Origin of the sequence: Chitinimonas sp. BJYL2, assembly GCF_027257935.1 — a bacterium.
Taxonomy (GTDB): Bacteria; Pseudomonadota; Gammaproteobacteria; order Burkholderiales; family Chitinimonadaceae; genus Chitinimonas.
Window position 1 is genome coordinate 1 of the sequence record NZ_JANZKW010000006.1, and the last position, 12382, is coordinate 12382.

The following is a 12382-nucleotide window of genomic DNA, read 5'->3' on the forward strand; positions in this document are numbered from 1 at the left end:
GCGAACTTATTAAGTCAGGGGAAAAAATTTCTAACCTTTCAGTCAACCTGACCGCCCAAAGCTGCGCTTTGGGTTCCCTCCATGCCTCCGGCATTCCGGCGGCAGGTTACTTCTAACGTTAGGTTCCGCCACATGCCAGAGGCATCAATTCTGTTAGAGGTTGATCGTGACAGTGTTTGTGCAGGTGATGACTGCCAGTCACACACTGCAAATCTGCCCGTTTCATTAGAAGCACCCCTACTTGAGGTCGTTAATCAGGCTCAGAGGGCTTGTGCTCTCGCTGGAATTGCCGGTGGGAACGCAACATGGCTAGTGGACACACAAGGCTATGGTAAGGGTTGCATTGGCGTCGTCGCGCAACAGTGGAAGGAGCCGAAGGTCGTTCTTGACCTCAACACGCCCGCACAGCAACTGTGGCCTAACGGTATTGGCTCAATCTACTTCCGCTACTGGTGTCAGTCAGATCCCGAGGCGGTTTTCACCGCAATCAAATCTGGCGGCGAGCTTCCTGCGAGGCACTCGTGAAACCTAACCTTTCGGTCAACGTGACAGCCCAAAGCTGCGCTTTGGGTTCCCTCCGCTGCTTCGCAGCTCCGGCTGCACGTTACCTCCAACGTTAGGTGCTCTATGGGTCTGGACACAGTTGAGCTCGTGCTATTTGCAGAAAAGGAATTCTCAATTGCACTTCCAGATGACAAAGTGGCCGAGATTCGTACAGTTCGGGAATTCTGCGATCTGATTGAACAACAAATTAAATTAGACGGGCGTGAGGTTGACGGTGCTGCAGTGCTAGATTTCGTCACCACAACGCTCACTTCGAAATTTAAGGTTCCAAGATCACAGATTACGGAATCAGCGGAAATAGTTAAGGAATTAGGGCTCGACCAATGAGCGCACCTAACCTTTCGGTCAACGTGACGGCCCAAAGCTGCGCTTTGGGTTCCCTCCATGCCTGCGGCATTCCGGCCGCACGTTACCTCCAACGTTAGGTGTGTTGTCCTGCCGCTTAGCGCTTTGCTAGACTGCGAGAACCTTAAGATTCAACCATGCGCCGTTACTCTCAAAACGCACTGATGGCACTGTTCTTGATCGTTCTTGCCGTTTTCTCGGCAAGCGGCGTTGCTCGTGCATCGGATGAACAGTGCGAATGTTGTGTTGTTGAGGTTGCTTTCATGTGCAGCTCTTGTAGCGTTTGCACCCTCAGCGCTGCTGTACCGGCTTCGGCAACGTCCTTCTCTGTCCCTCGCACACCGTTAGTCAGCGCACTGAGAGTACTAACGTCATCCGAGCACATCGAAACCATCTGGCACCCACCAAAGACCGTGGCCTGACGTTAATTCATCTCTCTATCTAACGTAAGGATCAGCCATGAAAACCAAGTTCGTTGTTCTTGTCAGCGCTGCTGCGCTTTCTGTCACCGTTTATGCTGGTGAAATCTGCTGCGCTGTTGCTGAGCTTTGCTGCGCAGGCTCGCCCCCGTGCTGCTAAGCACTAGCATCTCTCACTTGTAAGGCCAGCCCCTGCCGCTTCGGTGGTTGGGGCTGTTTTCTATGCACACACCTAACCTTTCGGTCAACGTGACGGCCCAAAGCTGCGCTTTGGGTTCCCTCCACGCCTGCGGCGTTCCGGCCGCACGTTACCTCCAACGTTAGGTTTCTTAAATATGCGTACACTCTTACTAACCGCCGCCTTTGTGCTTTCTATATCCGGAGTGGCTGCGGACAAAAAAATCGACGACCAAGTTGTTCTGGTGAGCGATCAAGATAAAGACATGAATGCCGCCATTGCTCACGCACAATCAACTTTGGACAGCTTTCTAGAGCTGTCTGAGAAACCCCCTTTCGGAGCTTCCAATTTTAAGGTCAAGGTTATGTTCTCGGACAAAAATGGTGCCGAACATTTCTGGGTTACCCCGTTTAAGAAATCCGGCAATGAATTCGTTGGCGTTGTAGCCAATGAGGCTCAATATGTAACCTCAATAGAAATTGGTAAAACCTACCGTTTTTCCCGAGAGCAAATAACTGACTGGGGCTACCAGCAAGGCAACAAGCAAGTTGGTAGCTTTACTGTCTGCGTACTCTTCAAAACAATGCCTAAAGATATTGTTGCTCGTTACAAGCAAGATCATGGCTTCGATTGCGAAACCTAACCTTGCGGTCAACGTGACGGCCCAAAGCTGCGCTTTGGGTTCCCTCCATGCCTGCGGCATTCCGGCCGCACGTTACCTCCAACGTTAGGTACTTTGTGATTCAGCAGACCGCATCGCCTGATATTGCCTATGCAAAGTACATGATTGCATGGCTTCATAGAATTACGATCCCAGGCGTTACTGAGATACAGGAGCAGTTTTTAGAGCTTGAGCAACATTGGAACGGCACTAAGAATGCAGACCTAGAGAAGATTCGAGTAAAAATCTGGACTTGGGTTGATTCCAATCAGAACTCATCTGATCGCATAGATAAAGTCATGTTGGTCGCACGAATGGTTTTGTGTCTCGCATATCCGGACAATCGTGAGCTTGAAGATATGGGTTTCTTTGATGACTTACTAAGTAACTACGGCATATCAAGAAATGAAATTAACCTTTATGACGCAGACCATCTTCCATCACGTACCTAACCTTTCGGTCAACGTGACGGCCCAAAGCTGCGCTTTGGGTTCCCTCCACGCCTGCGGCGTTCCGGCCGCACGTTACCTCCAACGTTAGGCACTTTGCAGCGATGGCCATAGCCCGCCTTTCCTCTAATGCAGTAGCTCTATACAAATACTTGCTGCCAGCTTTCTGGTTCATCTTTTCGGCATACGCAGCGTATAGCTCTTTCTCATCAGGCGAGGTTTCCCTTTTAACTGCCATCCCACTACTATTCATTTTCGGTGGCTATTTTCTTTTCAAGAAATACGCCTTTGACCTAGCAGATGAAGTCATCGACGAAGGCGATCAGTTAAAAATTATCTACCTTAATAGTGAACGTATCGTCAAACTGCACGAAATATCCAAAGTAACGGACGAAAAGAAAATGCAGCCGCGCCGTATCAATATCCACCTAGACAATTCGAACGAAGTAATTGCATTCATACCCAAAGGTGAGGCGGGCCTAGGCTTGCTGTCCGAGAGTACAATCTTTCGCGATTTATCTACGAAACTACGGATGAAATAAGTGCCTAACCTTTCAGTCAACCTGACCGCCCAAAGCTGCGCTTTGGGTTCCCTCCATGCCTCCGGCATTCCGGCGGCAGGTTACTTCCAACGTTAGGTGGCTGCGCGTATGCATACACTTTGCTTTCTTTCGAATATGTCTAGCACCGAATGGGCTGCTTGGATTCAGGCCATAGGTTCAGTAGCTGCAATAATTGCAGCTGCCTGGATCGCAATACATCAATCAAAAATTCAGCATCGTAATGCACTTGAAGTACATAAGACTGAGCAGCTCACAGCTCAAATTAGCATTGCGAAAACACTATATGTTCTTTCTGCAAATTCTTCGAAGGCAATGAAGCACATTGCGAGTCAACTTCACGACCGAGAAGCCATTAGCCATGCCGCCGAAGGTCATATCCATTGCGATATAGGCGAATTAATCCGCATCGATACATATCTAGGCTCCATCCCCCTTCACTCAATTCCCTATTCGTTGGTGACACCAACCATGGTGTTGGAAGCCACCGTACGACAGTTCAAAGATAAAATCGAAATGGCGCTACGGCTCCACAGGAATATGGACGCCAGCATGTTTGATGATTTCTTTAAGACAGTCACAACCATGAGTTCTAGTCTTGAGGCCACATGCCAAGATTTCGAGGCCGAAGTGAAGAGGCTAGAGGGATAAATGACAAACCACCTAACACTGCGGTCAACAGGGACGGCCCAAAGCTGCGCTTTGGGTTCCCTCCGCCGCAACGCGGCTCCGGCCGCCCGTTACCTCCAACGTTAGGCTATGCATCTACAACAACTCGCATTCTCCAAAATTCGGGGGTTGAACTATTCAACTGGCACCGCCCTTGTAGGGTTTCGCACGTTCACAAATTTCGGCTTCGACGCGGCGGGTGAAAAAGTTATTTTTGCAAGAGTCATTGGCAAAGTCACCCCTGTCGAAGGAGTGGATTTAATTATCGCCTTGCCACACAAGGGGGATTGGGAACGAATATACGGCTGGGTTATTGCAGAAAATGGCCGCATAGTTATTGACAAGGACGCAGTAGTTTCCGATGTTTCATTAGCTATCTTTTCCCTAGTCGCATCTGTCTTTCTCATATTTTATGTCAGTAGCGCTATTGCAATAATTGGCGCCACGATATTAATTGTACAAGGCGCAATTCGTGCGGAAGCGGCGTTCCAATGGCACGATGCGAACACCGAACTGAAAAAGACTTCTACTCGTATAAAGAATGAAATCTCAAACCATTAAACTCTCCGGCCAATCGTCGCCTAACCTTTCAGTCAACCGGACCGCCCAAAGCTGCGCTTTGGGTTCCCTACGCGGCTTCGCCGCTTCGGCGGCCCGTTACTTCCAACGTTAGGTTTTCTCGGAACCGACAATGCTCGAATATGAAAAGGTGTTTGAATTCACAAGGCCCGAATTTGTCGCCGAGTTACACGCCTTCCTTTCGCAGGAACAAGGACAACTTAATGTTAGTTTGGTCGTCGAAAAAGCCGATGGAAGGGCCACCATCGAACTCTCTGGGTTCGATGGCTTGGCAAATGCCGTAAGCATTCTAATTGAATCCGAGAAAGTCCTAATTTCTAAGGAAACCAACTCTGGTAAAGAATTTGGCTCAATAAGAATTGAGTGCTGGGTTGATGAATGCTATTCGGAGCACTGGTGTGATTCCGCAGCCAAAACCTAACCTTTCAGTCAACCTGACTGCCCAAAGCTCCGCTTTGGGTTCCCTCCGTTGCTGCGCAACTCCGGCAGCAGGTTACTTCCAACGTTAGGTTGCAGAGTATGCCGTTACCTCGCGTCTACGCCGATTTCAATGCCATCGAGTACGCCGATGAAGCAAAGACCGCCGCAAAGATGGCACTCACGGGCTATGGCACTTTGATTAGCCTCTCTCGGCAGAAATTGAGATTGGTCGAAGGAATGGCGCTGCTCTTGTGCGAGCCGGGAGACATCGAATGCGAGGCAGTGGTTCATTTCGAACGTGACCGCATAGACCCAGCAGGTCGGCTTGGCGAATGGGTGGCTAGCCTTGACCCACGAAGAATCCGAGACTGCACTTATCCTTCAGAGGCAATCACCGCACATCCGTGCATCGAATGCGGGAAAGACTTCATGGACCAAGCTGGAGCGCTGCATCGAAACTACGCAGAAGTCTGCGCAGGTTGCGGCACAAGCGTCATGGAGCCAATGGCGCCCCCAAAAAATGCAACCTAACCTTTCGGTCAACGTGACAGCCCAAAGCTGCGCTTTGGGTTCCCTCCACGCCTGCGGCGTTCCGGCCGCACGTTACCTCCAACGTTATGTTTCACAAATCAGCTGCATCTGATGCTCAATAAATCAGCGCTAGGCAATCGTTATCTGAAAGTGAATCACGCTGGTGAAAATGGCGCGGTTTCGATTTATTCTGCACAAATCTTAATCGGAAAGTTTACTGCACCGCATTTGGTTCCACAGCTTCGTGAATTTAAAGTTCATGAAGAAATGCACCGAGCTGTATTTGCCACAGAACTACGGAGCCGGAATCATCCACGATGCAAGAGCTACTATCTTTGCGCCGTGGGCGGCTTTGCATTAGGCACTGTAACTGCCTTGCTAGGCCCATCTGCCATTGCCGCCACTACGGTCGCTGTTGAGAGCGTCGTGCTTGAGCATCTGCATCACCAGGTCACTGCGGTTGGGCACTCGGATTCCGCTGCGGCGGTTGTCATCGCTAGCATCATCGCCGACGAACAGAAGCATCACGATCAACTCGGGCTGCACCTAAACACTGGTAACTTCTGGCCTCGTGTCATCCATCCAGTTGTCGCCGCGTCCACTAAGGCGGTCATTTGGCTAGGTATGCGGCTGTGAAACATAACCTTTCGGTCAACGTGACAGCCCAAAGCTGCGCTTTGGGTTCCCTCCGCTGCTTCGCAGCTCCGGCTGCACGTTACCTCCAACGTTAGCCATATGATGGAGCAGAACATGAAAGTTGAGTTAGCTGATCCGGAGTCTGCAGAAGCCCAGCAGCTTCTTGCCGGCCTCTCGCAAACACTCCAGCAAATCACTGGCAGCAGCGGTACGGCCTCGTTCGACGTCAACGACGTCAAGGTTGAAGGTGCGTGCTTCGCTGTCGGTCGCTTGGTAAGCGGCGCGCCAGTTGCGTGTGGCGCGCTTCGTCCGCTCCAGCCTGGCGTCGCTGAACTCAAGCGCATGTTCGCATTGCCGGGTACCAAGGGTGCCGGCTCTGCCGTTCTCGCCTTTCTTGAGCAAAAGGCGAGCGAGTTTGGCTACGACCAAGTCTGGCTCGAAACGCGCAAGGTCAATCAGCGAGCAGTAGCTTTCTATGAACGCCACGGCTACCGCCCAATCCCCAACTTCGGTCGCTACGTCGGCAAGGACGAGGCCATCTGCCTTGGCAAGCCGCTTCCTTCGGCTCTACCAATAGCGGCAGAGCCGTAACAGCCGGCTAGCACCTCTGTCATGGGGAGTAGCAAGCGAACAGTCCCTTAAGTCGAACGTTTGCCAACAGGAATAACGCGCTACAGTGTTCAACGTACTTGGTCGCTTTTCTTTTCTGGTCGGTGCCGGCATAGCATTCTTCGGTGCGCTCATTCACTCGATTGCCCCCGTTATCGGGCCTGATTGGTATGCATTTCTCCACGCCCCCAAGTGGGTCGTTACGTCAGCTCAAAATGGTACTTGGCACGCTCCTATTGGAACCGCAGTTGTTGGTACCCTTATGTTTGCTTGCGGAATTTATGCACTTTCCGGTCTCGGCGTCATAAAACGCATCCCGCTAACAACGCCCGCACTCTGGACAATTTCAAGTATCTGCCTGCTGCGTGGAGGCATCATCTTTCCCCTTCTCATCAAAGTGCCGGAGAAGCTAAGCGGATTTGATATTGTGGCTTCATTGGTGTGGTTTGCAGCAGGGTTGTCATTCTTCTTGGGCATTCTTGGTCATGCACCCAAAGCCTCGAAACAAGTAGGCTAACCTTTCGGTCACTGCGGCAATCCAAAGCCGCGCCTTGGGTCCCCTCCGCTGCTCTGATGGCGTGAAGTGATCTTGGCGCGGCTTTTCTTTATGATCACCCACCCAGATAGCTACTGAATATCCAGTTTGATATGTCCATACCTAAGGATCCTGTCTTTGATCTGTCATTCAAGGCACAGTTTCTTCATCCCCGTTATTGGTTGACCTGGTTCAGCATTGCGCTGCATGTCCTGCTAGCGTGGACACCCGTATTTTTACGTGACCAGCTGGCAGCAGCTATCGCGGCGCTCTTGGTGCGTTTTGCCAAGAAGCAGTGCTATATCGCCAGCACCAACCTTGAGCTCTGCTTTCCCGATCTGGACGCAGCGGGGCGGAAGGCACTGCTGCGTGATTCACTCCGCATTGGTGCCCAAACCTTCCTGGCCTTTGCGGAGGCCTCTTTTTTGCCTCGGCAGAAATTTCTGGCGCGTTTCGACATTGAAGGATGGGAGCATGTCGCCCCCTTGCTGGAAGGGGACAGACCCATCATCTTCATGATCCCCCACAGTTGGTCCATCGATATGGCCGGGCTGTACATGACGGGGCGGGGATTGTCGATGTGCACCATGATGCATAGCGCCAAGAATCCGGTCTACGACTGGTTCATCAATCGGCAACGCGCCTGTTTCGGTGGCAAGGTTTACGAGCGCAGTGTCGGTATCAAGCCCGCTATCAGGGCACTCAAGGAAGGCCGGCATTTCTTCTATTTGCCGGATCAGGATCACGGGGCCGACGCCAGCGTGTTTGTGCCCTTCTTTGGCGAACCGAAAGCCACCCTGCCTACCCTGCCCAAGCTGGCCAAACTGACCAATGCCTGGGTCGTGCCCATGTTTGCCTCATACAATCCCGGGTCCGGTCGCTACCATCTGCTCTACCGGCCTGCGCTGGAGGCGTATCCCGGCGGTGATTTGCTGACTGATACCCGCAGGATGAATGAGGAGATCGAGATCATGCTCAATCCTCGCCGCGAGCAATATATGTGGTTTCTCAAGTACTTCCAGACTCGCCCTGATGGAGGCCCTGATGGTTTTTACGAGCCGGGGATTCGTCGTATCCGCCAAGGTCTAGCGCCCTGACATTCGGTTAATGCCGCTGCTCGGTCGATCTGGCGATACCTTCGTCGGGCGTTACTCTAGGCGCTTGGCAGGATGCGACTGACGCAATGGTCATGACCATCACATGACACGCCGGCCAAACCTTTCGGCCTCTACCATATCCACAGTTGCCAAGCGCCCCCGGAAAATAAGGCCCAAGCAAGCTGCCTCATCGATATCGCAGCAGCCTTGAACTCGCTATCTCACCTTGATCGCCCAGTTGCGGCGCGTTCCATTCAGATCTGCAACTAAAGAGCAGCTCCATACAGCACAAGATACGAAAACGCCCGGCGCAGTGCGTCGGGCGTTATTGGCTTCGTAGAACTGATTGCGGTTTCTGCCTGAGCTCAGCTTGATACGGGATGGATCAAGGTTATCGCCATTCAGGCTGCGGGCTTGAGTGCCGTAAAGTCCAGCTTTACAGCCGTCTTGGCGCTGATTTCTTCGGCACTCACGCCGGGTGCGAGTTCGGTGACCTTGAGGCCGTCTGGCGTCACCTCCATCACGCCCAGGTCGGTGATGATCATGCCGACCACGCCCACGCCGGTCAGGGGCAGGTTGCAGGCGGGCAGGATCTTGAAATCCTCGCTGCCGTCCTTCTTCTTGGCGACGTGTTCCATCAGCACGATTACGCGGCCCACACCGGCGACCAGGTCCATGGCGCCGCCCATGCCTTTGACCATCTTGCCGGGAATCATCCAGTTGGCCAGATCACCCTTCTCGCTGACCTGCATGGCGCCGAGGATGGCCAGGTTGATCTTGCCGCCGCGGATCATGCCGAAGCTGTCGGCTGAGCTGAAAATGGCCGACCCAGGCAGGGTGGTGATGGTCTGCTTGCCGGCGTTGATCACGTCGGCATCCACGTCTGCTTCGCTGGGGAAGGGGCCGATGCCGAGCAGGCCGTTTTCGGATTGCAACCAGACTTCCATGCCTTCGGGTACATGGTTAGCCACCAGAGTGGGCAGACCGATGCCCAGATTCACGTAAAAGCCGTCGCGCAGTTCCTTGGCCGCGCGGGCGGCCATTTCGTCTCGATTCCATGCCATTGCTTTGACTCCTTGATCTTCATGCCCTTGAACCGGGTAGAGGCCGCCCACGGCGTTCCCTCGTCCGGCCCTACGGGCCACCTTCTCCCGGCGGAAGAAGGCTGGGATTAACCGTTCGGGTTCTCGCGCGTGGTGCGCTTTTCGATCCGCTTTTCGGGCGCGGTGTTCAGCACGATGCGGTGGACGAAAATACCCGGGGTGTGGATGGCATCGGGATCAAAGGTGCCGGTCTCGACAATCTCTTCGACTTCTACCACGGTGACCCTGCCGGCCATGGCGACGTTCGGATTGAAGTTGCGCGCGGTGCGGCGGTAGATCAGGTTGCCGGCCTTGTCGGCCTTCCAGGCTTTGACCAGAGAGATGTCGGCGGTGAGTGCGTGCTCCAGCACATACATGCGGCCGTTGATCTCGCGGGTTTCCTTGCCCTCGGCCACGATGGTGCCGTAGCCCGTGGCGGTGAAGAAGGCGGGGATGCCGCTGCCACCGGCGCGCAGTTTTTCAGCCAAGGTGCCTTGCGGGGTGAACTCGAGTTCGAGTTCACCGGCCAGGTACTGGCGTTCGAACTCTTTGTTCTCGCCCACATAGGACGAGATCATTTTCTTGATCTGGCGGGTTTCGAGCAGCTGGCCAAGGCCAAAGCCATCGACACCGGCGTTGTTGGAGATGGCCGTGAGATTGGTGGCACCGGTATCACGCAGGGCCGCAATCAGGGCCTCGGGGATGCCGCACAGGCCAAAGCCGCCCACGGCAATGGTCTGGCCATCCTTGACCAGATCAGCGAGGGCTGCGCTGGCGCTGGGGTATAGCTTGTTCATGTCTCTTCCTGCTTCGGTGAAGTGAAACGGTGACTGTTGGTATCCGATGAATTCAACCGCAGTGTCGCCGCTTGTGGCGGGCAACGGCGCGATTGTGCCTCAAGCGGGGCGGCTGGTGTGTCCGGCAGACGCTTGTGAGGCTTACTGCGCCACCCAGCCGCCATCCATATTCCAGGCAGCGCCACGAATCTGGTCCGCTGCGGGGCTACAGAGGAAAACGGCCAGCTGACCAAGCTGTTCGGGGGTGACGAACTGCTGCGAAGGTTGTTTTTCCGATAGCAGATCGATTTGCGCCTGAGCCAGACTCTGGCCCGATGCCTGTGCCCTGGCTGCAATCTGCTTTTCCACGAGCGGGGTGCGGACCCAGCCGGGGCAGATGGCGTTGCAGGTCACCCCTGTCTGTGCGAGCTCCAGCGCCGCCACCTTGGTCAACCCTACCAGGCCGTGCTTGGCTGCCACATAGGCAGACTTGTTGGCCGACCCGACCAGGCCATGCACCGAGGCGAGATTGATGATCCGGCCCCAGTTACGTGCCTTCATGGCGGGAATGGCATGGTGCATGGTGTGGAAGGAGGATGAGAGATTGATGGCCAGAATGGCATCCCAACGCTCGGCGGGGAAGTCCTCAATGGGGGCCACGTGCTGGATGCCGGCATTGTTGACGAGCACATCCACTCCGCCGGCCTCCCGTGCGGCATAGGCCATCAGTTCGGCGATATCGTCAGGCTTGCTCATGTCGGCCGGGTGATACCAGACCTGGACTCCTAGCGCAGCAATCTGCTGGCGTGCCGGTTCGGCATCCCCAAAGCCGTTGAGCACGATATGGGCGCCGGCACGCGCCAGTTCGGTTGCGATGCCCAGACCGATACCACTGGTTGAGCCGGTGACCAAGGCGGTCTTGCCTGCCAGTAACTGCATGAAGCGTGCTCCCTTTGCGGCGCCGGATGCCGCTTGTGCTTGAATGGGACCCCTAGTGGGTTTGGTGCGCCGCACCATGCTTGAAATCATAGCCAAGTCTGCCGCTTTGCGAACCCGGATTTTGCCGCGCAGTCTATTTGCGCTTGGCCTAAACCGCCACGACGCGCTAGGCTCACAGCAAGTCCCACCGCAAAGCCCACACCATGTTGCGCCCGCTGTTTGCCCTGCTTGTCCTTTCCCTTTGCCACGCTGCCGACTACCCACTGAGCGTGACGCAGCTGGCCCCCGGCGTGTATGCCACCGTCCGCACCGAGCCTCCGGGCTTTGCGGTGGAATCCAATTCGGTCTTCATCATTGGTGATGATGATGTGATCGTAGTCGATGCGCAGTCCAACCTGCCTGCCACGCGCAGGACGCTGGAAGCCTTGCGGCAGATCACCGACAAGCCCGTGCGTTATGTCATCAACACCCATTGGCATGACGACCATATCGTCGGTAATGCGGTGTACCGGGATGCATTCCCTGGCGTGAGTTTCATCGGCCATGCCAATGCGCGGCGCTATCTGGAAGGGCCGGGCATCAAGGCTCGGGAAGCTTTCCACAAGGAAGGCATGCCCGGTTTTCGCGCCGTGCTGCAGCAAGCGCTGGACAAGGGCCGCAATCTGGCCGGACAGGCCATCACCGAAGAGGAACGCATCAGTTACCTGAGCGACCTGCAACTGGCGGACGGCTACGACACCGTACCCGCCAACTTCCTGCCCGAACTGCCGAATCTCACCGTGACGGATACGCTAACGCTCCACCACGGCGCGCGGGAAATCGTGGTCCGACATCTGGGTCGCGGCCATACCTCGGGCGATCTCGTGGTGTGGTTGCCCGATGAGGGCATCCTGTGTGCCGGTGATCTGGTGGTCTGGCCGGTACCGCTGATCGGGGCAGATCAATCCCATGTGGCAGACTGGAGCCGGACGATCAGCCGCCTGATCGCACTCAAGCCCAAGGCCATCGTGCCGGGACATGGCCCGGTATTGCGCGATACTGGCTACTTGCTGCAATTGCGGGCCCTGATGACGGCCGCCACCGAGCGGACCCGCGCCGCCATGGCTTATGGCCGACCGCTCACCGAGGTGCACCGGCGCGTGAATCTGGATGACTTCCGTCGCCGCTTTGCGGGCGAGAGTCCGGTCAGGCAAGCGCTGTTCAGGATGTATGTGGAGTCGCCCGCCGTCACCAGCGCCTACAACAATCTGAACCTGCGCGAGGGCGACTAGCACGCTCCCATGGGGAGGTTCGGCCCTGTTGGGTGGCGGGACGCATCAAGCCGCTTCCGGCA

Annotated in this window: 15 protein-coding genes; 12 read left to right on the forward strand and 3 right to left on the reverse strand. The window is 54.9% G+C overall.

The genetic code is table 11. The features are described from left to right. Positions 1–627 precede the first annotated feature (627 nt). The 11 genes from O9X62_RS15035 (at position 628) to lpxM (ending at position 8252) form a co-directional block, all read left to right on the forward strand. Positions 628–891, forward strand: a complete 264-nt coding sequence (locus tag O9X62_RS15035) for a hypothetical protein (protein ID WP_269533755.1) — start codon at positions 628–630, stop codon at positions 889–891. Positions 892–1663: 772 nt separating this feature from the next. Then, entirely contained in the window at positions 1664–2149 is a 486-nt protein-coding gene (locus tag O9X62_RS15040; RefSeq protein WP_269533756.1) for a YegJ family protein, read from the forward strand. 95 nt (positions 2150–2244) lie between these two features. Continuing rightward, positions 2245–2619: a hypothetical protein gene (locus O9X62_RS15045; RefSeq protein ID WP_269533757.1), complete on the forward strand. Its 375-nt coding sequence runs from the start codon at positions 2245–2247 to the stop codon at positions 2617–2619. A gap of 101 nt (positions 2620–2720) precedes the next feature. Then, entirely contained in the window at positions 2721–3158 is a 438-nt protein-coding gene (locus O9X62_RS15050) for a hypothetical protein (RefSeq protein WP_269533758.1), read from the forward strand. 135 nt (positions 3159–3293) lie between these two features. Further along, positions 3294–3827: a hypothetical protein gene (locus O9X62_RS15055; protein WP_269533759.1), complete on the forward strand. Its 534-nt coding sequence runs from the start codon at positions 3294–3296 to the stop codon at positions 3825–3827. 108 nt (positions 3828–3935) lie between these two features. After that, a complete protein-coding gene (locus O9X62_RS15060) occupies positions 3936–4406 on the forward strand; it encodes a hypothetical protein (protein ID WP_269533760.1) in 471 nt (156 codons plus the stop codon). Between the two features lie 130 nt (positions 4407–4536). Continuing rightward, positions 4537–4845 (forward strand): hypothetical protein, encoded by a 309-nt coding sequence (locus O9X62_RS15065; RefSeq protein ID WP_269533762.1) that lies wholly within the window; start codon positions 4537–4539, stop codon positions 4843–4845. A gap of 641 nt (positions 4846–5486) precedes the next feature. Beyond that, a complete protein-coding gene (locus O9X62_RS15070; protein ID WP_269533763.1) occupies positions 5487–6011 on the forward strand; it encodes a demethoxyubiquinone hydroxylase family protein in 525 nt (174 codons plus the stop codon). Positions 6012–6110: 99 nt separating this feature from the next. Then, the gene (locus O9X62_RS15075; protein WP_269533764.1) at positions 6111–6602 is read left to right on the forward strand and encodes a GNAT family N-acetyltransferase; all 492 of its coding nucleotides are present in this window, start codon (positions 6111–6113) and stop codon (positions 6600–6602) included. 85 nt (positions 6603–6687) lie between these two features. Beyond that, entirely contained in the window at positions 6688–7137 is a 450-nt protein-coding gene (locus O9X62_RS15080; protein WP_269533765.1) for a hypothetical protein, read from the forward strand. Between the two features lie 131 nt (positions 7138–7268). Next, the gene (gene lpxM / locus O9X62_RS15085; protein WP_269533767.1) at positions 7269–8252 is read left to right on the forward strand and encodes a lauroyl-Kdo(2)-lipid IV(A) myristoyltransferase; all 984 of its coding nucleotides are present in this window, start codon (positions 7269–7271) and stop codon (positions 8250–8252) included. 401 nt (positions 8253–8653) lie between these two features. Here lpxM and O9X62_RS15090 read toward each other — a convergent pair whose 3' ends face one another. From O9X62_RS15090 to O9X62_RS15100, 3 genes are all read right to left on the reverse strand, one after another. Further along, complete coding sequence (locus O9X62_RS15090) at positions 8654–9316, reverse strand: 3-oxoacid CoA-transferase subunit B (protein WP_269533769.1); 663 nt, start codon at positions 9314–9316, stop codon at positions 8654–8656. A 107-nt stretch (positions 9317–9423) separates the two neighbouring features. Further along, complete coding sequence (locus O9X62_RS15095; protein ID WP_269533771.1) at positions 9424–10131, reverse strand: CoA transferase subunit A; 708 nt, start codon at positions 10129–10131, stop codon at positions 9424–9426. Between the two features lie 141 nt (positions 10132–10272). After that, the gene (locus tag O9X62_RS15100; protein ID WP_269533773.1) at positions 10273–11049 is read right to left on the reverse strand and encodes a 3-hydroxybutyrate dehydrogenase; all 777 of its coding nucleotides are present in this window, start codon (positions 11047–11049) and stop codon (positions 10273–10275) included. A 203-nt stretch (positions 11050–11252) separates the two neighbouring features. On the opposite strand from O9X62_RS15100, the gene O9X62_RS15105 reads away from it, so the two are divergent. Next, the gene (locus O9X62_RS15105) at positions 11253–12320 is read left to right on the forward strand and encodes an MBL fold metallo-hydrolase (RefSeq protein ID WP_269533774.1); all 1068 of its coding nucleotides are present in this window, start codon (positions 11253–11255) and stop codon (positions 12318–12320) included. The last annotated feature ends 62 nt before the right edge of the window (positions 12321–12382 follow it).

Excerpts from the sequence above, each read along its gene's own strand:
- O9X62_RS15035 (WP_269533755.1), top strand. The coding sequence starts at position 628 with ATGGGTCTGGACACAGTTGAGCTCGTGCTATTTGCAGAAAAGGAATTC.
- O9X62_RS15040 (WP_269533756.1), top strand. The coding sequence starts at position 1,664 with ATGCGTACACTCTTACTAACCGCCGCCTTTGTGCTTTCTATATCCGGA.
- O9X62_RS15050 (WP_269533758.1), top strand. The coding sequence starts at position 2,721 with ATGGCCATAGCCCGCCTTTCCTCTAATGCAGTAGCTCTATACAAATAC.
- O9X62_RS15055 (WP_269533759.1), top strand. The coding sequence starts at position 3,294 with ATGTCTAGCACCGAATGGGCTGCTTGGATTCAGGCCATAGGTTCAGTA.
- O9X62_RS15060 (WP_269533760.1), top strand. The coding sequence starts at position 3,936 with ATGCATCTACAACAACTCGCATTCTCCAAAATTCGGGGGTTGAACTAT.
- O9X62_RS15065 (WP_269533762.1), top strand. The coding sequence starts at position 4,537 with ATGCTCGAATATGAAAAGGTGTTTGAATTCACAAGGCCCGAATTTGTC.
- O9X62_RS15070 (WP_269533763.1), top strand. The coding sequence starts at position 5,487 with ATGCTCAATAAATCAGCGCTAGGCAATCGTTATCTGAAAGTGAATCAC.
- O9X62_RS15075 (WP_269533764.1), top strand. The coding sequence starts at position 6,111 with ATGATGGAGCAGAACATGAAAGTTGAGTTAGCTGATCCGGAGTCTGCA.
- lpxM (WP_269533767.1), top strand. The coding sequence starts at position 7,269 with ATGTCCATACCTAAGGATCCTGTCTTTGATCTGTCATTCAAGGCACAG.
- O9X62_RS15090 (WP_269533769.1), bottom strand. The coding sequence starts at position 9,316 with ATGGCATGGAATCGAGACGAAATGGCCGCCCGCGCGGCCAAGGAACTG.
- O9X62_RS15095 (WP_269533771.1), bottom strand. The coding sequence starts at position 10,131 with ATGAACAAGCTATACCCCAGCGCCAGCGCAGCCCTCGCTGATCTGGTC.
- O9X62_RS15100 (WP_269533773.1), bottom strand. The coding sequence starts at position 11,049 with ATGCAGTTACTGGCAGGCAAGACCGCCTTGGTCACCGGCTCAACCAGT.
- O9X62_RS15105 (WP_269533774.1), top strand. The coding sequence starts at position 11,253 with ATGTTGCGCCCGCTGTTTGCCCTGCTTGTCCTTTCCCTTTGCCACGCT.